The sequence below is a fragment of the Mycobacterium sp. MUNTM1 genome, from assembly GCF_054660795.1.
The window spans coordinates 49,694-67,026 of the sequence record NZ_BAAGDE010000021.1 but is presented as its reverse complement, the minus strand read 5'-3'; the positions used below and the strand labels follow the sequence as shown (position 1 = coordinate 67,026).

Below are 17,333 nucleotides of genomic sequence, written 5' to 3'. Positions count from 1 at the left end.
CGCAGCATGTTCTCAATCGCCTTCGGCAGTCTGTTCGGCCAAGACGCGGTACACCGTCGCCCGGCTCACGCCCAAGGCGTTGGCAATCGTGCTTGCAGACTCACCGTTAGCGTGCATCCGTTGCGCCAGACCGGCTTTCTTCTCGTCGAGCGCCTTGGGTCGCCCGATGTGCTGCCCCCGTGCCCGCCGTGCTTCCCGTGCCGCAGCACGCCGTTCGCGGCCTAAGTCAAGTTCAAGTTCCGCCAGACTGGCAAGGACTCCGGCGACCATGCGGCCAGTGGCGTTACTTGTGTCGATGCCTTCCCGCAGCGAGCGCAACACGATCTCTCGGTCACGCAGTTCGCGAATCGTCGTCATGACTTCCGCAGCGTTCCTGCCGAGGCGGTCGATCCCGACAACAACGATGGCATCACCAGGACGGGCATAGTCCAGTAGTGCCGCAAGTCCGGGTCGCTGCTCACGGGTCGAAGTGCCGGACAGCTTGTCGCTGTAGACCCGCTTCGGGTTGACACCCGCTGCGGTGAGGGCGTCGAGCTGTTGGTCTAGGGACTGGTGGCCGGTGGAGACGCGGGCGTATCCGAGTTGAGCGCCTTTGGTCGGGGCAGCGGTTGCGGGCATGAGATAAGTTTGTCTCAGAAATCGCAGAAGCTCAAGATCTGAGACGGAAGTTTTGAGGCAGCTTTTGCGACAGGTCGACGTGGGCTTTCTTATGCCGCTGACTTGCTCGCACCGCTCGTCTCACAACTAAAGTTTTGCGACGTCCATTGGCGTTGGCGGCGGCGGCAGGTGTCCACTTACCGCGACCCCAATCCCTAACTACAAATCTTGCTGTCCGGCAAAGTTGATACGGGCAGGTGCCGAGCGGCCCGCTGCAGTGCTGTGTGTCATCAGCGGGGAGAATTCGCGCTTGTAGTGCGACGAGTCTTCTAAGGTGGAGGTGCCGGATGGGCGCGCCAGTCGCCTCGGCGATGGGGTCGGACACGGAGCAGAAATAGGTGGTCGCATGGAATTGCAGCTTGGCCGCTGGATACGTGAGCACACCGAGACGAGCGCGGTGGAATTGGCCCGAAGATTGTGTATGGCGGAAGCGTCCCGGCATGGGCTTCCGCTCGACACGGTGTCCATTACCGGGCGAGTGAAAGTCGGCGACCAGGGCATCGACGGCCGCACACTGTTCCCCACAACTATCGACAGCCTGTTCCCCCTTGGCCCCTGCGTCTGGCAGATCAAGAGCGGCAGCACAACCCCTTCGCACACAACTGAATTCAATCCTGAGAAGCACGCGGGCCTAATCGACGCCATCAAGAACGGCGCGGACTACGTTTTGTTCTGGACGTTCGACCCGACCGACGTCGTGCGTTCTAACGTCGAAACCGGGTTCACGACTGCGGTCCAACAGGCCCGCCGTGATGCGAACGTAAGGTTCCTTTTCGGCGATCAGATCGAGCGGTTGTGCTACCAACACTTGTCGGTGCTCGCTCAAAGTGGCCCGGCACCGCTCCGTGGTCTGGTCGGACTCAAGGTCTGGGAAAGGACGTTTGAACTCATTGATTTCGAGGCGGATGAAAAGCGTCTGACTGCGATCGACATCCTCCGTGAACACGCTACGCACGAGCGTGAACCACATGGGATTCATATCATTGGAGATACGGGCGTCGGTAAAAGTCGCCTTGTCTACCAAGCTCTCTCGCTGGACGGTCTGCGTGAACGCGTTCTCGTAGTGCCCGACACCCGTTCTTGGGACCGCGACATACTCACACACATCGCGAATACTGAGGGCAGCTCCCTCGTCTTGGTGGTAGACGATTGCGATGCCGAGAGTCGCAGCAGGATTGATGACCTCGTGGGAATGTCACAAGGACGGATTCGCCTCATCACCACGGGATCCCGAGCAACTCGCGAGCGTCACGTCGAAAATCGTCGAAAGTTGGAGCTTCTTCCTCTCACGATTGATGCCAGCACCAAGATCGCACGGTCGAAAGGGCTGGATGAACAAGAGGCGACACGTGTAGCGGACTTGACTCAGGGCTATCCCGGAATCGCGGACAGGCTCGCGAAGGCGATCGCCTACGGCAGATCCGAGACCACACTTCTGGACCGAATCCGCGGAGATGACGAAATCGGTCCCGTACTTGCCGCCTTGGTAGTTGACGCGGATGTGCCTCTCTTAGGGCTAATTTCGCTTTTCGAACGCATCGGGTTCGACGGTGAAGTTGCACCAGAGCTGGGTCTTGCCTGCAAAGCTTTCGGTATCGACGAGGCGGCCGTGCGAAGGGTGGCCGACCGAGAGCTTCAGAAGTTTGTGTCCACCGCAGGCCGCTTTCGCCGAGTGACTCCCAAGTTATTTGCTATCTGGTTGGCGACGCGCTTCCTCGAAATGCATACCAGCACAATTGTCAACGAACTCGAGGAACTACCCGAGTTTTTGCGTCAGCGAATCTTCGACCAGATGTACCAGTTCGCCGGTGACCAGGTGGTCTCTCGCACACTCGGGACCCTCTTGGAGCAAGCCCCTTTCGGTAGCGGCGCCATAGCTGACGTGGACGGTGGCGCCGCCCGAGTTATCCACGTCGGGTCCATAGTCAACCCGCAGGCGGCGATGGCAGCCATCGAACGGATCATGGACGGAGCGACCACCGAAGAGCTGGCCTCAGCCCGCGACGGACGTCGCGATCTCGTTGAAGCGATCGAGGTGCTGCTTTGGTCTGGGGATCACTTCGAGCGAGCCGCTAGCGCAGCCTTAAGACTCGCGATAGCCGAGAACGAGCGTTGGTCCAACAACGCCACCGGGACCGTCCAACGCATTTATCGCGTGTTCCTGGGGGGAACAAGCGCGAGTTACGAGCGGCGAATGGCTTGGACTCGAGACGCTCTGAGCACCTTCGGTGAGGAGGCAATACCGATCATCGTTCCCGGTCTTGCGTTGGCGTTCGACGCCCACGAATTTCGCATGTCTACGGACTTTGGTGGAGGCGTGGCGCCAGCTGAGTGGCGCCCGGCCACACCCGCAGAAGAGACGGAGGCACGAAGGTTGGCGTGGGAGCTACTGATAGAGGTAGCCCAGCGTGACGTCGCTTCTCGTGCGGCAGTTGCGAATTCTCTCGCCCAAGGCTTGCGCATCGCGTTATTGCGGGGCATGTCAACTGAAGTATTGACCTCACTTGAGACGGTCGAATGGCCAGCACGAGGGCGCGCGGAACTGATCGAGGCTCTCAACCATGCACGCTCGTATGACAAGCCCAATCCAAATCTCGACGCTGAGATCGCTGACCTCGTCGCCCAGCTCGCCGGTGACCGTTTCGAGGAGCGCGCAAGATACGTGTTCGCAGCGTCCGTGTGGGAGCTCACAGATGACCGCAACGAACTAATCGCGGGGCTTCCGGGCGTGCTCGTGGATCTCGCCGAGCGAGCAGCCAATAGTGGTGCGGCGACGTGGCGCGAGATGATCGAGCTGTCGAGGGAGGGAAATCCGGACACTACGAGCCGATTCTTCGAGGAACTCGCGAAGCGGGCACCCAGCCTCGACTTCGAAAGCGAGATGGAGGAGCTGGAGCCACCGCCTCTCCCAGCGGTGACCGGCTACCTTCGAGGACTCGCCATGGTCGGTGCGGTCGATCCGGTGACTGTCCTCGAACGTTGGAGTGGCAGGGAACAGCTGAGTGCTTCGATCATTCGGGCCGTGCACTTGTTGCCTGCGACCGATGAGCTAGCACGCCTTGCGATCGCGGCGGTGAATCAAGGCTCGTCACCCGCCGAGGATCTTGGCCAATTTCTGTATGGCGCCTGGACTCGCACCCTCAATCCCGACGTAGTAGGTAGCTTGCTGATGCTACTCGGCGAGGCCGTACGCAAGCGGCTCGACGAGGGCGACAGCCCACGAGCGCAGCATGCACTGGATCATGCCCTAGGTATCGCTGACCAATGGACTGAGGACAACCCGATGCCCCCGACGGGCACGCCGTTGAGGTCGGCTCTAAGCGACTTGCTCGCTATCTCGGAACAGATGGAAGTCGGAGCTTCGGGCGGTTCCTCCATGCTGGATCTTCACGTCGCCCACATCGTGCCACGCATGGCTCTGACCACAGCGGAACGATTGACGATGCTTTTACGACGATTTCAATCGCTGCAGTCATTCCCCTCCGAGTACACCCTCAAAGAGCTGGACGAACTCATCGGCGCTGAGCCAACCGAGGTATTGCCGGCGCTCGTGGAGTTTCTGAAGTCCGGTGCGGATGGTTCCTTCAACCCATGGTCGTTGTGGCTTGAAGATGCCAAGTTGCTGAGCCGTATTCAGGGGGAGGTGGACCGCGATCAGCTGCTAGAGCTGGTAGTCGAAACAGGTGACCCAAAGACGTGGTCGCACCTGGTTTCGCACGTCGCATTTGACACTGACAAGCCCGACCCGTTGCTCGTCGCCCTTCTCGGTCGTTCGGACGACGCCGAACTGCGGGGTAGATCAATGTCCCAGTTCATGCATCCGCGCTCAACCTACTGGGGATCGGAGTCCGACTATCTGAAACGTCGCCGCGAGGTGGCCGCTCGCTGGCGTGCCGACCCGGGGCTTCCCGCGCTGTTCGCTGAATGGGTTGATGAGTTGGTCGAAGCACTTGATGCAGATATTCGCCGGGCGGAGGAGGCTGAAGCCGAAGGACGATGGTGATCCCTTCGGTTGCATGATCGGCCTCGCGGCGATCGCTGTTTGCCTGATAAGCGGGCGTCAACGGGGTGGCCGTCGAACCGCTGGTGTCATAGAACCGCGTAATCTGTCTTGATGGCACAGCCAACGGACGAGTTGACGTCGGAGATCATGCGCGCCCTGGAGATCGATAGGCAGTGGGTTCGGGATTTTGACCCTGATGATGTCGACGGCATCTCGCGCGCAAGAACAGCTGGACGCCGCGCTGGCCGTGCGTTAAAGCTCAAGGTGGCAACGGTCCAGAGTGACCCAGCGCGCCGCAAAGACCGGCGAGTGGCGGTGTGGGTGGTCGTCAACCAGGACGAGACCGATCCCGAGGAGGAACGCCGTCTTTCGGAGCGGGCCGCTCTATTGATAAGACATGCGTTCGATGAGGATGTCAACGAACGGGGAGAGCAGAGCGCAGGGTAGCGAGCGGCTGGTCTTAGCGATGCCCAGGCCAACGATCAGAGTTGGGCGAACCCATCGTTTATTCACCGGTAATGATCGCGAAACGCCGAGAATCGACCGGATCCAATAGGGCAGCGACCGTGCGAAAGCCATTGCGCAGCAACGTATAGCACGGCGTAGCCGGAAAAGTCCGGATGGGTTGTCCCGTAATCCGTTGGTCGCGGGTTCGAGCCCCGCCCGCCCCACTCGTTTTCTGTATGACGTCGGGTGATGCTTGACATTTCTATGACCAGTGACGGTTCGTTCGTATTCAGACCTGGTTTGGCCGACGCTTCAGGCCGCTGTTGCGCTCGGCTCGTACGCCCTGCCAAAGCGAATCTCAAAGCGATGGCGCATGTGATATCAACTTTTGAGACTGCACCTGCTGCGCGGTCGCAGCCATCCGGCGAAGTTCGAGCCGTGGCAGTCTTGGCAGTGTGACCGACCTCGTGGAGGACTTCGAGGCTCAGCGGCCGCGCCTGTTCTGGTTGGCCTACCGACTGCTGGGGTCGGCGAGCGAAGCCGAAGACGCGGTGCAGGATGCATACCTGCGATTGCACGGTGCAGACGCAGCGCTTATCGAATCGCTGCCGGCGTGGCTTACCAAGGCGGTCACGAATTTGTGCCTCAACCGGCTCACGTCGGCCCGCGCTCGCCGCGAGGTCTACCCCGGGCCGTGGCTTCCGGAGCCAGTCCTCACCGACGACCGGACACTCGGCCCGCAGGAAATTGCCGAACAACGCGAGTCGGTGTCCATCGTGCTGCTGAGCCTGATGGAGGAACTCAAGCCCAACGAGCGGGCGGCGTTCGTGCTCCGAGAGGCGTTCGCCTACAGCCATTTAGAGATCGCCGAGATCCTCGAGATGTCGGAGGTCAGCGCCCGGCAGCTGTACCGGCGCGCGAGGCAACGTCTTGGTGAACCTCGGCGGCGATTCCAACCTGATCGGAAGCAGTGGCAGTCACTCGTCGATCGGTTCTTCACCGCCGCCACCGCCGGCGACGTCGCCGGACTCGTCGAAATCTTGACCGCCGATGTGACGTCCACCGCCGACGGCGGCGGCAAGGTGGCGGCGGCCCGGCGCGTGGTCTCGGGCCGCGACCGGATGGCCCAGTACGTGGCGCGCGTGTTCACCAGAAACCTGGCGCAGATACGGCTGCGTCTGGAGGTCGCCGAGGTCAACGGCGAGCCGGCGATGCTGGCATTCGACGGCGACGCGCTGGCCGGCGTCTTGTGCTTCGAGGTCACGGGCGAGCAGATAGCGGCCGTGCGGATCCTGGCCAATCCCGACAAACTGCGGTTTCTTGCGAAGCAGTTGTCACATCCGGCGGGCCTGCCCGGTTCATAGGGTATGACGAACTCTGTACTCGTAACCGGCGGCACGGGAACCGTGGGTCGCATCGTTGTCGACCATCTTGTGGCCGAGGGCAAAGATGTCCGCGTTCTCAGCCGCGGGCGGCGACCCCAACAGTCCACCGACGTCCGGCATGTCGTGGGGGACGTCCGAACCGGTGATGGGCTCGACGCGGCGCTGGCCGGCGTCGACACGATCGTGCACTGCGTCTATCCCAGCGAGTACCTGGTGGCGGCGGCCAAGCGTGCCAGCGCACCGCATCTGGTGTACGTCTCCATCGTCGGTATCGACCGCGTCCCATTCGCCCTCTACCGCCTGATGCTCGCCAACGAACGTCTGATCGCCGAGTCGGGCCTGCCGTGGACGGTGCTGCGGGCGACCCAGTTTCACGATCTGATCGCCTTCATGTTGCGCATACTCGCGAAACCGCCGGTCATGGCGCTGCCGTCGGGCCTGCGGTTCCAACCGGTCGACGTGCGCGACGTGGGCGCACGGTTGGCCCAATTGGCTCTGGGCGAGCCGATCGGGCGTGCGCCGGATTTCGGCGGCCCGCAGCCACGTGAGATCGACGATCTTGCCCGCAGCTACCTGGCGATCGCCGGCAAGCGCCGATCCATCGTCCCGGTTCGGTTGCCCGGCAAGGTGTTAGGCGGGATACGGGCCGGCGCGCTGCTGGCCCCGGAACACGCCGCCGGCACGATCACCTTCGAGGAATACCTCGGCGAACAGTTCGCCGCTGACCAACTGCCCTATCGCGGCGTCGTCCAGACTTACCTGCCGCGCCTACGAAAGGGGTCGCGGTGAATGCCCGGCTGGCCGCGGCTTGCGCCGGGGTGTGGTTTCTCACGTTCGTGGAGGTCGCGATCGGGCTCGTCGCAACACTGGCCCCGCCGGCGTTCTACGACTACGCTCGCCGTCGCCGGTGACCTCTGCGGGCTCGACGGTGCCGGCACGACGGCCTGCAAGGATTCTCAAGGCCGCGGATTCCTCATCTCGCAACAAGGGACTCTTTGGCTGGCGCACGTTTAATCTAAGTTCACCCTTCACGCGACTTTCGATCGCTGAAGCGCCGATACTCGGTGTCTGAAACTGGTTGCACCACCGAGGGATTCGGTCAGGGCCAAGTGCTATTCGCCGTGCTCCGGCCGAACTGGGGTGTTCTGCCGGATCAGCGCTCGCGCCTCATGCAGGTGCTTGGCCGCCCACCGGCGATACGTTCGTCGAGCCCACGACATCCGTTCCTGCGAACGCTCCGTACCCATCCCGGCGATCCGGCTGAGCATCTGCAGATACGCCCTGCGACTGAGCAAGAGCCCGTGCATGAACAACAACGGCACTCCGCGGCCGCCGACCGAAAGCCCAATCTGGCGCCCGTCATCGAGTTCCACGACGTGATGACTCAGACGGATGCGGCTTGGTTCTGTGTCCGTCATGGCCACGGCGGAATTCCCGGCTGGCCGGACGTTGAAACGGTGTGGAGCAGCGGGCGTCGCGCTTGTGCCGCCGCAACAGGGGGTATCCGGCTGGGCAAGATGACGCAAATGTCCAATCGAAGCACGGACGAAATCGACCCTTGCGTGCGTGTTTACGGGGCGCGGGTCCACAACCTGCGGGGTGTCGACGTCGAAGCGCCGCGGGACGCGCTGGTCGCTTTCACCGGCATCTCCGGATCCGGCAAATCGTCGCTGGCCTTCGGGACCATCTATGCCGAGGCCCAGCGCCGCTACTTCGAATCGGTCGCTCCATACGCCCGTCGGCTGCTGTTGCCCACCGGCGCGCCAAAGGTGGATGACATCACCGGCTTACCGCCTGCCGTCGCGCTGCAGCAGCGGCGGGGCTCGGCGACGTCGCGGTCGACGGTCGGCACCGCCACCACTCTGTCAAACCTGCTGCGGATGCTGTTCTCCCGCGCCGGCACCTACCCGCGCGGGGCCACGGAACGACTGGACTCCGATGCGTTCTCGCCGAACACCGCGGTGGGCGCGTGCCCCGAATGCCACGGGCTGGGGCGAATACACCGGGTGACCGAAGAGACACTGGTGCCGGACCCCTCGCTGACCATCCGCGAAGGCGCGGTGGCCGCATGGCCGGGCGCGTGGCAGGGCCAAAACCTGCGCGACATCCTCGTCACGCTGGGCTACGACATCGACAAGCCATGGCGCAAACTTTCTAAGCGGCAACGTAATTGGATCTTGTTCACCGACGAACAACCAACCGTCGAAATAGATCCGAGCCAGCACCCGGTGCAGGCCGACTATTACTACAACGGCACGTTCTCCAGCGCCGAACGCCATGTCCGCCACACGCTGGCCAATTCTCATAGCGCGATGATGCGTCGCCGGGTACTGCAATTCGTCGACAGTGTCGAGTGCCCGGTGTGCGACGGTTCCGGGTTGCGGCCGGAGGCTCTGAAGGTGACATTTGCCGGGCGCACCATCGCCGACTACACGGGGATGCCATTGGCCGACCTCGCTGAAGCGTTGCGCCCGACGGCTTCTCGGACCGATGCCGCCGCCGCGTACGAGTCCACGCAATCCGGTGAGCTGACGGAGGTGGCGACCATGATCGCCGCCGACCTCGTCGCGCGCTTGCAGGTACTCATCGATCTCGGCCTCGGCTATCTCACGCTGAGTCGCCGCACTCCGACGGTGTCGCCCGGCGAACTGCAGCGGTTGCGGCTGGCCACTCAACTGCGCGCCGGCTTGTTCGGCGTGCTCTATGTGTTGGACGAGCCGTCGGCCGGACTGCATCCCGCCGACGCCGAACCGCTGCTCGAGGTGCTCGATCGCCTGCGGCGCACGGGCAATTCGTTGTTCGTGGTCGAGCACGACATGGACGTGGTACGCCGTGCTGACTGGATCGTCGACGTGGGCCCTGGAGCCGGAGAGCTCGGCGGCGGCGTGCTCTACAGCGGGCCGGTGCCGGGTCTCGCCGACATCCAGGGGTCGGTCACTCGCAGGTACCTTTTCGACGGGGCCGGGCCGCCGTCTCGTCAGCCGCGAACGCAGTCCGGGTGGCTGCGGTTGCGCGGGATCTGCTTCCACAATTTGCGGGACCTCGATGTGGACCTGCCGCTTGGGGTGTACACCGCCGTCACCGGAGTGTCCGGGTCAGGCAAGTCGACGCTCGTCGTCAAGGTCCTCGGCGATGTCGTGCACAGCCACCTCGGCACCGGGCGCGCAGCGGAGCCGGCCGAAACCGATGACGACGAAACCGACAGTGGGATCATCGATCTCGATCACGACGCGAGTGTCGGGGTGACGGCAGAGGGGGCCGAGCAGATCAACCGGCTGGTATCGGTCGACCAGCGCCCGATCGGACGCACGCCGCGCTCGACGCTGGCGACCTACACCGGCTTGTTCGACGCCGTGCGCCGCGAATTCGCCGCGACCCCGATGGCGCGTCGCCGCGGGTGGACGGCGGGCAGGTTCTCGTTCAACGTGGCCGAAGGTCGCTGCTCCACTTGTCAGGGGGAAGGGTTCGTCTCGGTCGAATTGTTGTTCCTGCCAGGCACATACGCCACATGCCCGGCGTGTCAAGGAGCGCGATACTCCGATGAGACCCTCGAGGTGCGCTATCGGGACCACACGATCGCCGACGTGCTCGCGATGACCGTCGATGAGGCCGCGGAGTTTTTTGTCGACGTCGCCAGCGCGGCGCGGAGCCTGACCACGCTGCAAGAGGTCGGACTAGGCTATCTCCGTCTCGGACAGCCCGCGACCGAGCTCTCGGGTGGCGAGGCGCAGCGGATCAAGCTCGCCACCGAACTGCAGAGACCCCGGCGCGGGCACACCCTATACGTCCTCGACGAGCCGACCACCGGGCTTCACCCCGCCGACGTGGATCTGCTGGACCGTCAATTGCACCGCTTGGTCGACGCGGGCAACACCGTCGTGGTGGCCGAACACGACATGCGGGTGGTCGCGGGGGTCGACTGGGTGATCGACCTGGGACCGGGAGCCGGCAGCGACGGCGGACGGGTGGTTGCCGCGGGCCCGCCGACGAAGGTGGCCCGCGCGAAGCACAGCCGCACGGCGCCGTACCTGGCGAAGCGGCTACCAGGTTAACCGCCAATCGGGTCACGCAATCTGGACAACCGCTTTTGTTCGAAGTACTGGTTGTCGGCAAGGTAGATCGGTTTCTTCCCGGTGTGGTCCATCAACTCGCGGAATGCCCTGAACTCCTGTTCCTCGGCGCCCGGGTAGTTATAAAGCTCATCAAAGACGATTACGGTGCCCGACACGATGTTGTCGATCAGGTCGTCCAGACCCAGTGCGCAACGCAGGTCCCACGCTCGCCGGCGCCGCGAACTCCCGTCGCCTCCCGAGCCGCCCGGTCCCGCCACTGTATGCGGCGGCATTGCTACTTCGACACGGAAATTTGATCCACCGCAACGGCCGATAGAGCAGTACTCTTATGATCCAGCATCTCCGTGAAGGAGCGGGATCGTGGGGTCTCAGAGAGTCGTCGTCAGTCGGCCGGATCGGCTCCCGTTGGCCGCTCGTGCGTCCGCGGTGCCCGCAACGATCCTCGACCTAGGCGGCCGGTATCCGGGCGCCGCGGTGTTGCTCGCGGCACCGCTGACAGTCGCCGGTATCTGGGGAATGGTCATCCGCCCGTCCTTGGCGCTGCCGCTGGTGCTGCTGGTCGGCGTGGCTTTGGTACTGGCCGATTTCCTGGCGGGTCCATACAGAGTGGCCGAGCAAAAGGCGCGGGCCGGGGCCGGCGCCCCGATGCGGAACCGTCAGCCGCTCGTCAATCCACCCAGGCCGCCGTCCAAGCCGAAGCCGCCGCGGCCCAAGGTGCAAGCGCACGCGGGGGCGGAGGCAGAAGCCGCCGCGGCCCAGGCGCTCGCGGCGGAAGCCGAAGCGGTGGCCGCCGCAGCGCGGGCGCGGGCGGACGCGGCTGCGGCCGAAGCGCTGGCCGCGGAGGCGGAAGCTTTGGCCGCGGAAGCCGAGGCGCTGGCCGCCGAGGCGCGGGCGCAGGACGAAGCCGCCGCGGCCGAAGCGCTGGCCGCCGAACCCGAAGCGGTGGCTGCCGAGGCTCAGGCGCAGGCAGAGGTCGCCGCGGCCGAGGCGCTGGCCGCGGAGGCGCGGGCGCGGGAGCGGGCGCATGCGGAGGCCGCGGCCGCCGAAGCGATGGCCGCCGAGGCGCACAAGCGGGCAGAAGCCGCCGAAGCCCAGGCCCTGGCCGCCGAGGCCCGGAAGCAGGCCAAAGCCGCCGAAGCCCACGCCCTGGCCGCCGAGGCCCGGAAGCGGGCAATAGCCGCCGAACCCGAAGCCTTGGCTGCCGAGGCGCGGGCGCAGGCAGAAGCCACCGAAACCGAAGCCCTGATCGCTGAGGCGCGGGAACGGGAACGGGCACGCGCAAAAGCTGCCGAAGCCGAGGCGTTGGCCATCGAGGCGCGGAAGCAGGCGGAAGCCGCCGAAGCGCAAGCGCAGGCCGCTGCAGCCAGGAAGCGGGCAGAAGCGGCCGAAATCGAGGCCGTTGCGGCCGAAGCTCGCAAGCGCGCAAAGGCCGCCGAAGCAGAAGCGCTGGCGGCCGAGTCGCGGGCGCGCGCAGAAGCCGCCGAGACCCAGGCCCTGGCCGCCGAGGCTCGGGCGCGGGAGCGGGCGCGCGCGGAAGCCGCCGAAGCCGCGGCCCTGGCCGCCGAGTCGCGGGCGCGCGCGGAAGCCGCCGAAACTCGCGCTCGGGCCGCCGAGGTTTGGGCGGGAGCAGAAGCCGCCGAAGCCCAGGCTCGGGCCGCCGAGGCGCGGGCGAAGGCGATCCGGCTGCGGCTTGAGGCTGAAGCCAAGAACAAGCGTCCCCCGCAAGGCGACCAGCCGTAGCCGGTGCTGCGGCGCTCGCGAACACGCTGAACGGGCGCGAGCAGCGTCATGTGGCCGGAAGTGTGGAAAACCGGCACCTGGGTATCCCAGCGGGCGTATGTCTACAGCACGGACACAACCGGATCAGCGCGAACTCGACGGCGTACAACGGATCGTCGACGCCATCTCCCAGGCGTTCGCCGCCAAGATCGTCGGGCAGCGTGAACTTCGGGAGTCGCTGCTCATCGGTCTGCTCGCGGGTGGACACGTCCTGCTGGAAAGCGTGCCGGGCCTGGCCAAGACCACCGCCGCTAAGGTGCTCGCCGAGTCGATTCATGGCCGCTTCCAACGCATTCAGTGCACGCCCGACCTGCTGCCCAGCGACATCATCGGTACCCAGATTTACGACTCGGCGACCAACTCCTTTGTCACCCAACTGGGTCCGGTGCACGCCAACATCGTGCTGCTCGACGAGATCAACCGGTCCAGTGCCAAGACGCAGAGCGCAATGCTCGAGGCAATGGAGGAGCGGCAGACCACGATCGCCGGGCAGGTCCACCCCCTTGCGGATCCGTTTCTGGTCATCGCCACCCAGAACCCCGTCGACCAGGAAGGCACCTATCCGCTCTCCGAGGCGCAGACCGACCGTTTCCTGCTCAAGGAGATCGTGCGCTACCCCTCCCCGCAGGAGGAGGTAGAAGTCATGTCGCGGATCGACGCCGGCGTCTACGACAGGGGACGGCCGGCGGCGCCGGTGGTCAGCCTCGACGACGTGTCGCGCCTGCAGGAGGTGGTGCGTCACGTCCACATGGACCGTGCGCTGATGCTCTACGCCAGCCAACTGGTCGACGTGACCCGCCACCCCGCGCGGGCGCTGCCCAAGCAGATCGCGCGCCTGGTCGAGTACGGCGCCAGCCCACGTGCCACGATCGCGTTCTGCAAGGCGGCCCGAGCGCAGGCGGTGTTGGCCGGGCGCGCGCACGTGCTTCCCGAGGACATCGCGAAGCTCGCGCACCGGGTGCTGCGGCACCGGCTCATCCTCGGCTTCGAAGCGGCCAGCGCCGACATCACTCCCGAGGTCGTGGTCGACGCCGCGCTGCGGGCCGTGCGCGTGCCCTGAGGCCAATCGTGGGCAAGCACCTCAACCGGGCCAAGGCGCACTTCGGCACCGATACCCGCGGTCTGCTCGAAGGCGGCCGCTACGCGCTATTGCATACGCGCAGCATGGAATTCGACGACCTGCGCCCGTACGTTCCCGGCGACGACGTCCGGGACATCGACTGGAAGGCTTCCGCGCGCTCGGGCGACGTGCTCATCAAACGGTTCGTCTCCGAAAAGCACCACAAGATCCTGCTCGTCGCCGACGCCGGTCGCAATATGTCCGCGCTTGCCCCGAGCGGGGAGTGCAAACGGGACGTCGCCGCGCACATCATGGGTGCGGTGGGCTTGATCGGCCTGCGGCGGTCCGACCAGATCGGCATGGTCTACGGCGACCGCCGTGGCAGCGTGAACATCCCGCAACGGCGCGGGGAGTCGCACATCGAAGGTTTGCTGCACCGCTGGTACCAGCAGACCACTACCGGCCCCGGTCGCAGCGACATCGTCGCCCAACTCGACTACGTCGCAACGCATTACCGGCACACCATGCTGATCATCGTCGTCTCCGACGAAGCGGAGGTCGACGAACGGCTCGGCGAAGTGCTCACCAGACTCACCGGGCGCCACGACATCATGTGGGCGATGGTGTCGGACATGCCCGCGGTGGGTCCCGACAACACCGACGGCTATGACGTCGCCACCGGTCGCTTCGTCCTGAACGGCGCCGATCTCGGCCCGCGGGTCTTCACCGCGTACCGCCGCGCCGAGGCGAAGCGACGTAACCGCCTCGATGCGTTCCTGACAGCCCACGCCGTTCCGTACGCGATTATCGCCGGCAGCAAGGACATTCGGCGCGAGCTCGTTCGCCTGACCGAGGTGGCCGCCCGTGCCGGATGATCTGCTGCGCTATGTGTTCGGCCCGCAGCCATACTCGTCGGTATGGCTGTGGCTGGCCGTGCTGCTGATCCTTGCCGTATTCGGCTGGTATGCGGGTGTTTTCGTGTGGACGCTGCCGTCTGACCGGCTGCGGCGCATCCCGGTTGTGCGGCGAGTGCATGCCTGGCTGATCCGCAACCGATTCGTTCGTTGCGTGCAGGGTATCGCCGACGAGCACAGTGCCGGGCGGGTGTCGGCCCAGGAGGCGTGCGCGGCGATCAGCCGGACGCTACGCAGTTTTCTACATCAGGCGACCGGCACGCGGGCGCAGTACCTGCAGATCGCCGCCGTGGCCGACGGGGACCTGGCCGCTGCCGCGCCGCTGCTCACCCAGCTCGGTGACGGGCAGTTCAACGCGGAGACGCTTGTCGACGTCCACGATGCGAGTGCCCGGGCGCAGGAGTTGATCCGCTCGTGGAGCTGAAATGGTGGCCCGTCGCGCTCGTCGGATTGTCCTGTTTCGTCGCGGTTGTCGCGCTGGCGGCGCTGGTGCCGATGTCCGCTACCCGCCGGCAGCTGCGCCCGCTGGCCAACGTCGCACGACTGACCCGGTTGCCCGAGTACGCGAAAGTAGCGCGGCTGCGGTCGCTGTCGACGATTGTGACGTTGGTGGTGCTGACCGTCATGTTCGCCGCCGCGACATGGGCGGCGGCCCGCCCGAGCATGGCGACCAACGATTTCGACGCCGCCCATCCCGAGGACATCATGTTGTGCGTCGGGCAGCCGGTGGCCGATGCGTCGACGGCCGAACTGCTTGACTACTTCGTGCGCCGCACCACGAATTCCCCTCAGGCCCAACGCATCGGCCTGACATCGGCCAACCGCCGCCTGGTGCCGCTGACGCGCGATCATCAGTACGCCGTCGGCCGGTTCGGCGACTACGCCGGCGCCGACCACGAGGCGGCGTCGTTCGCCCCGGCGGTGCCGTATACCGACTACGCCGCAAGCGTGAATGACGTTCTTGCGCTGTGCCTCTCCGGTTTTCCAGCCGCCGAGCAGTGCACCACCCACCGGAGCTCGGTGATCTATCTCGGGCCATCGGATCTCCGTGCCGCGGGGGAGCAGCGGCCCGCATTGTTCACCGATGGCAGCGTCAGGGCGTTGGTCGAGCGGGTCGGGGCCCAAGTCAACGTGATCGACACCGCCGCCTCACCCGCGAGCGCCGAGCTGGCCACGCTCGCCAACCAGACCGGCGGCCGGTATGTCACCCCGGGTGTCAAATCGGTGACCGCGGCGCTCAACGAGATTCGCGCGCACGCCCCACCGGCGCGCCGCGCCGACGGCACCGTGGTGACCGCGGACTTCCGCGACGCACCGGTGACACCCCTGGTGATCGCCCTATTGTCGGCGGCCGTGCTGTCGGTCGCCCTCTTGGTGTTGCGCCGATGATGTTTCAACCCGTACTGCCCTGGCCGATCCTCGCGGTCGTGGCCGGCGCGCTGGTGCTGGCGCGGGTGGTGGCGCTGCGTCAGGTGCTGCTCTCGGCGGGACAGCGGCGGGGCCGTGCGGTGTTGCGCTGGGGTGGGGTGACGTTGGCGGTGCTGCTGCTCATTGCGGCGACCACCCGCCCGGCGTTGCTTGACCGCGAAAACGGCCAGGGCGCGACGGCCGCCGCCGGCGCCAATCTCAACGTGTTCCTGGTCGTCGACCGTTCGGCAGGCGCAAACGCTGGAGACGAACCGCGAAGCGTGCGCGACGACATCGCGGCGGTGATCAAGCAGTACCCGGCAGCACGGTACGCCCTCATCGGCTTCGCCTCGAAAGCGTCCCTGGATTGGCCGCTGTCCGAAGATGTTTGGAGCCTGCAGCCGATTGTCGCTGCGTTCGGCTCGCAGAAAGCGGCGTCCGACGTGAACGCGGGCGCGGCGGACAACGTGCTGCGATACCAGCTGATCCAGGCGACGCAGCAATATCCGGCCTCGCGGAACGCGGTGCTCTACTTCGGCTCCGGTGCGCCGGGTTCGCGCGCGCCCCAGGGCGAATTCAACCTCATGGGTGGTTCGGTGGCCGGGGGAGCGGTGCTGGGTTATGGCAGCGGTGACGCGATCGATGAGTCCGAATTGCACCGAGTCGCAGCACAACTCGGCGTACCGTACGTACACCGCGAGCTCGGTCAGCCCTTCCAAATTGCACTGCCCGACACGTCGGGCAGCGGACCGGATGCCGCCAACCGGACCGAGCTGTCTTGGCTGCCGGCGCTACTCGCGGCGGTACTGTTGCTCGCCGAGATCTACCTGTCGGTCCGAGAGTTCCGGCGCGGCCGCATTGCCCGACGGGACTTGGAATCATGACGCGCCGACCGGCCCGGCTGCGGCTGCGACGGCGCCTCCTCGTCTACTCGGCTCCGCTCGTCGCCGTCGCGCTGCTGGTCGCGATCAAGCTGTTGTCGGTTGTGCTGGCCGGCAATTCGGCGGCCGGCGCGTTCATGAGCCGCGACGGAGACACCGTGCGCACCGACGCGGCGATCCTCGGCGTCGTCAATGTGGTGGAACCGGCGAGGGCCCCGTTCGCGGCGGGCGCGGCCGCCGTCCTCGATGGCCGGCTCGAAGACGCCGACGCCCACTTCGCCGACGCGCTGGCCCGAACCGACGTGGCGGGTTCCTGCCCGGTGCGCGTCAACCTCGAACTCGTCCGCGAAACTCAGGGCGACCGGGCCGCGGCGGCGGGGGACCGCGCACGCGCGGACCAGCGCTACGCGAGTGCGCTGGCCATCGTCGATGCCGCGCCGCACGCATGCTTCTTCGGCAACACCGACCCGGACCCACAGCGGCGCACCATCCGTGACGACGCCGCAAACCGGTTGGCGGCCAAAAGGACTGCGCTCAGCGCCCCGTCCCCGGCGACGCCACCGCCGCCACCGCCGCCACCGACGGCGCCGCCCCCACCGCCGCCGGTCGCCACCGTCGCGCCCGACGGCCGGGAGGTCCCGCCGCGCCGGCTCGATCCCACGGGAGGCGATCCGCTCGACAAGCTGCAGCAGGTGCTGCAGGACGCCGCGTCCCCGTAACGCTCTGT

15 protein-coding genes and 1 pseudogene are annotated in these 17,333 nt (G+C 65.8%); 13 read left to right on the top strand and 3 right to left on the bottom strand.

Going from position 1 to position 17,333, the window contains the following annotated elements:
• Window positions 1–12 precede the first annotated feature (12 nt).
• Window positions 13–618 (bottom strand): recombinase family protein, encoded by a 606-nt coding sequence (locus tag ACYQ8K_RS14235; protein WP_459969925.1) that lies wholly within the window; start codon window positions 616–618, stop codon window positions 13–15.
• 385 nt (window positions 619–1,003) lie between these two features.
• Here ACYQ8K_RS14235 and ACYQ8K_RS14230 point away from each other — a divergent pair, with 385 nt between their 5' ends.
• The 5 genes from ACYQ8K_RS14230 to ACYQ8K_RS14210 all read left to right on the top strand — a co-directional run bounded on the left by ACYQ8K_RS14230 (window position 1,004) and on the right by ACYQ8K_RS14210 (window position 7,403).
• Window positions 1,004–4,660, top strand: coding sequence for a hypothetical protein (locus ACYQ8K_RS14230; RefSeq protein WP_459969923.1), 3,657 nt, complete (start codon window positions 1,004–1,006; stop codon window positions 4,658–4,660).
• A 111-nt stretch (window positions 4,661–4,771) separates the two neighbouring features.
• Window positions 4,772–5,107, top strand: coding sequence for a hypothetical protein (locus ACYQ8K_RS14225; RefSeq protein WP_459969921.1), 336 nt, complete (start codon window positions 4,772–4,774; stop codon window positions 5,105–5,107).
• A 455-nt stretch (window positions 5,108–5,562) separates the two neighbouring features.
• A complete protein-coding gene (locus tag ACYQ8K_RS14220) occupies window positions 5,563–6,471 on the top strand; it encodes an RNA polymerase sigma-70 factor (protein ID WP_459969919.1) in 909 nt (302 codons plus the stop codon).
• 3 nt (window positions 6,472–6,474) lie between these two features.
• Window positions 6,475–7,281 (top strand): SDR family oxidoreductase, encoded by an 807-nt coding sequence (locus tag ACYQ8K_RS14215; protein ID WP_459969917.1) that lies wholly within the window; start codon window positions 6,475–6,477, stop codon window positions 7,279–7,281.
• Entirely contained in the window at window positions 7,278–7,403 is a 126-nt protein-coding gene (locus ACYQ8K_RS14210; RefSeq protein WP_459969915.1) for a hypothetical protein, read from the top strand. The genes ACYQ8K_RS14215 and ACYQ8K_RS14210 overlap by 4 nt, the downstream gene beginning before the upstream one ends.
• Window positions 7,404–7,733: 330 nt before the next feature.
• Here the strand turns inward: ACYQ8K_RS14210 and ACYQ8K_RS14205 are convergent.
• Window positions 7,734–7,910: pseudogene (locus ACYQ8K_RS14205) on the bottom strand (alpha/beta fold hydrolase); the annotation flags it as partial.
• A 99-nt stretch (window positions 7,911–8,009) separates the two neighbouring features.
• On the opposite strand from ACYQ8K_RS14205, the gene ACYQ8K_RS14200 reads away from it, so the two are divergent.
• Complete coding sequence (locus tag ACYQ8K_RS14200; RefSeq protein WP_459969913.1) at window positions 8,010–10,544, top strand: excinuclease ABC subunit UvrA; 2,535 nt, start codon at window positions 8,010–8,012, stop codon at window positions 10,542–10,544.
• Here ACYQ8K_RS14200 and ACYQ8K_RS14195 read toward each other — a convergent pair.
• Window positions 10,541–10,837: a hypothetical protein gene (locus ACYQ8K_RS14195; RefSeq protein WP_459969911.1), complete on the bottom strand. Its 297-nt coding sequence runs from the start codon at window positions 10,835–10,837 to the stop codon at window positions 10,541–10,543. The two genes, ACYQ8K_RS14200 and ACYQ8K_RS14195, sit on opposite strands and share 4 nt — an antisense overlap.
• An 88-nt stretch (window positions 10,838–10,925) precedes the next feature.
• Here ACYQ8K_RS14195 and ACYQ8K_RS14190 point away from each other — a divergent pair, with 88 nt between their 5' ends.
• The 7 genes from ACYQ8K_RS14190 (at window position 10,926) to ACYQ8K_RS14160 (ending at window position 17,325) form a co-directional block, all read left to right on the top strand.
• Window positions 10,926–12,305, top strand: a complete 1,380-nt coding sequence (locus ACYQ8K_RS14190) for a hypothetical protein (RefSeq protein ID WP_459969909.1) — start codon at window positions 10,926–10,928, stop codon at window positions 12,303–12,305.
• 97 nt (window positions 12,306–12,402) lie between these two features.
• Window positions 12,403–13,404 (top strand): AAA family ATPase, encoded by a 1,002-nt coding sequence (locus ACYQ8K_RS14185; protein ID WP_459969907.1) that lies wholly within the window; start codon window positions 12,403–12,405, stop codon window positions 13,402–13,404.
• Window positions 13,405–13,412: 8 nt separating this feature from the next.
• Window positions 13,413–14,279, top strand: coding sequence for a DUF58 domain-containing protein (locus tag ACYQ8K_RS14180; protein ID WP_459969905.1), 867 nt, complete (start codon window positions 13,413–13,415; stop codon window positions 14,277–14,279).
• Entirely contained in the window at window positions 14,269–14,742 is a 474-nt protein-coding gene (locus tag ACYQ8K_RS14175) for a hypothetical protein (protein ID WP_459969903.1), read from the top strand. Before ACYQ8K_RS14180 ends, ACYQ8K_RS14175 begins: the two co-directional genes overlap by 11 nt.
• Window positions 14,733–15,707: a hypothetical protein gene (locus ACYQ8K_RS14170; RefSeq protein WP_459969901.1), complete on the top strand. Its 975-nt coding sequence runs from the start codon at window positions 14,733–14,735 to the stop codon at window positions 15,705–15,707. Before ACYQ8K_RS14175 ends, ACYQ8K_RS14170 begins: the two co-directional genes overlap by 10 nt.
• Window positions 15,704–16,609, top strand: a complete 906-nt coding sequence (locus ACYQ8K_RS14165; RefSeq protein ID WP_459969899.1) for a vWA domain-containing protein — start codon at window positions 15,704–15,706, stop codon at window positions 16,607–16,609. The genes ACYQ8K_RS14170 and ACYQ8K_RS14165 overlap by 4 nt, the downstream gene beginning before the upstream one ends.
• Window positions 16,606–17,325, top strand: coding sequence for a hypothetical protein (locus tag ACYQ8K_RS14160; RefSeq protein ID WP_459969897.1), 720 nt, complete (start codon window positions 16,606–16,608; stop codon window positions 17,323–17,325). The genes ACYQ8K_RS14165 and ACYQ8K_RS14160 overlap by 4 nt, the downstream gene beginning before the upstream one ends.
• Window positions 17,326–17,333: the final 8 nt, after the last annotated feature.

What these genes read in the sequence shown, in the direction of transcription:
- ACYQ8K_RS14160 (WP_459969897.1), top strand. Translation starts at nt 16,606, where the DNA reads ATGACGCGCCGACCGGCCCGGCTGCGGCTGCGACGGCGCCTCCTCGTC.
- ACYQ8K_RS14225 (WP_459969921.1), top strand. Translation starts at nt 4,772, where the DNA reads ATGGCACAGCCAACGGACGAGTTGACGTCGGAGATCATGCGCGCCCTG.
- ACYQ8K_RS14215 (WP_459969917.1), top strand. Translation starts at nt 6,475, where the DNA reads ATGACGAACTCTGTACTCGTAACCGGCGGCACGGGAACCGTGGGTCGC.
- ACYQ8K_RS14165 (WP_459969899.1), top strand. Translation starts at nt 15,704, where the DNA reads ATGATGTTTCAACCCGTACTGCCCTGGCCGATCCTCGCGGTCGTGGCC.
- ACYQ8K_RS14195 (WP_459969911.1), bottom strand. Translation starts at nt 10,837, where the DNA reads ATGCCGCCGCATACAGTGGCGGGACCGGGCGGCTCGGGAGGCGACGGG.
- ACYQ8K_RS14235 (WP_459969925.1), bottom strand. Translation starts at nt 618, where the DNA reads ATGCCCGCAACCGCTGCCCCGACCAAAGGCGCTCAACTCGGATACGCC.
- ACYQ8K_RS14230 (WP_459969923.1), top strand. Translation starts at nt 1,004, where the DNA reads ATGGAATTGCAGCTTGGCCGCTGGATACGTGAGCACACCGAGACGAGC.
- ACYQ8K_RS14185 (WP_459969907.1), top strand. Translation starts at nt 12,403, where the DNA reads ATGTCTACAGCACGGACACAACCGGATCAGCGCGAACTCGACGGCGTA.
- ACYQ8K_RS14200 (WP_459969913.1), top strand. Translation starts at nt 8,010, where the DNA reads ATGACGCAAATGTCCAATCGAAGCACGGACGAAATCGACCCTTGCGTG.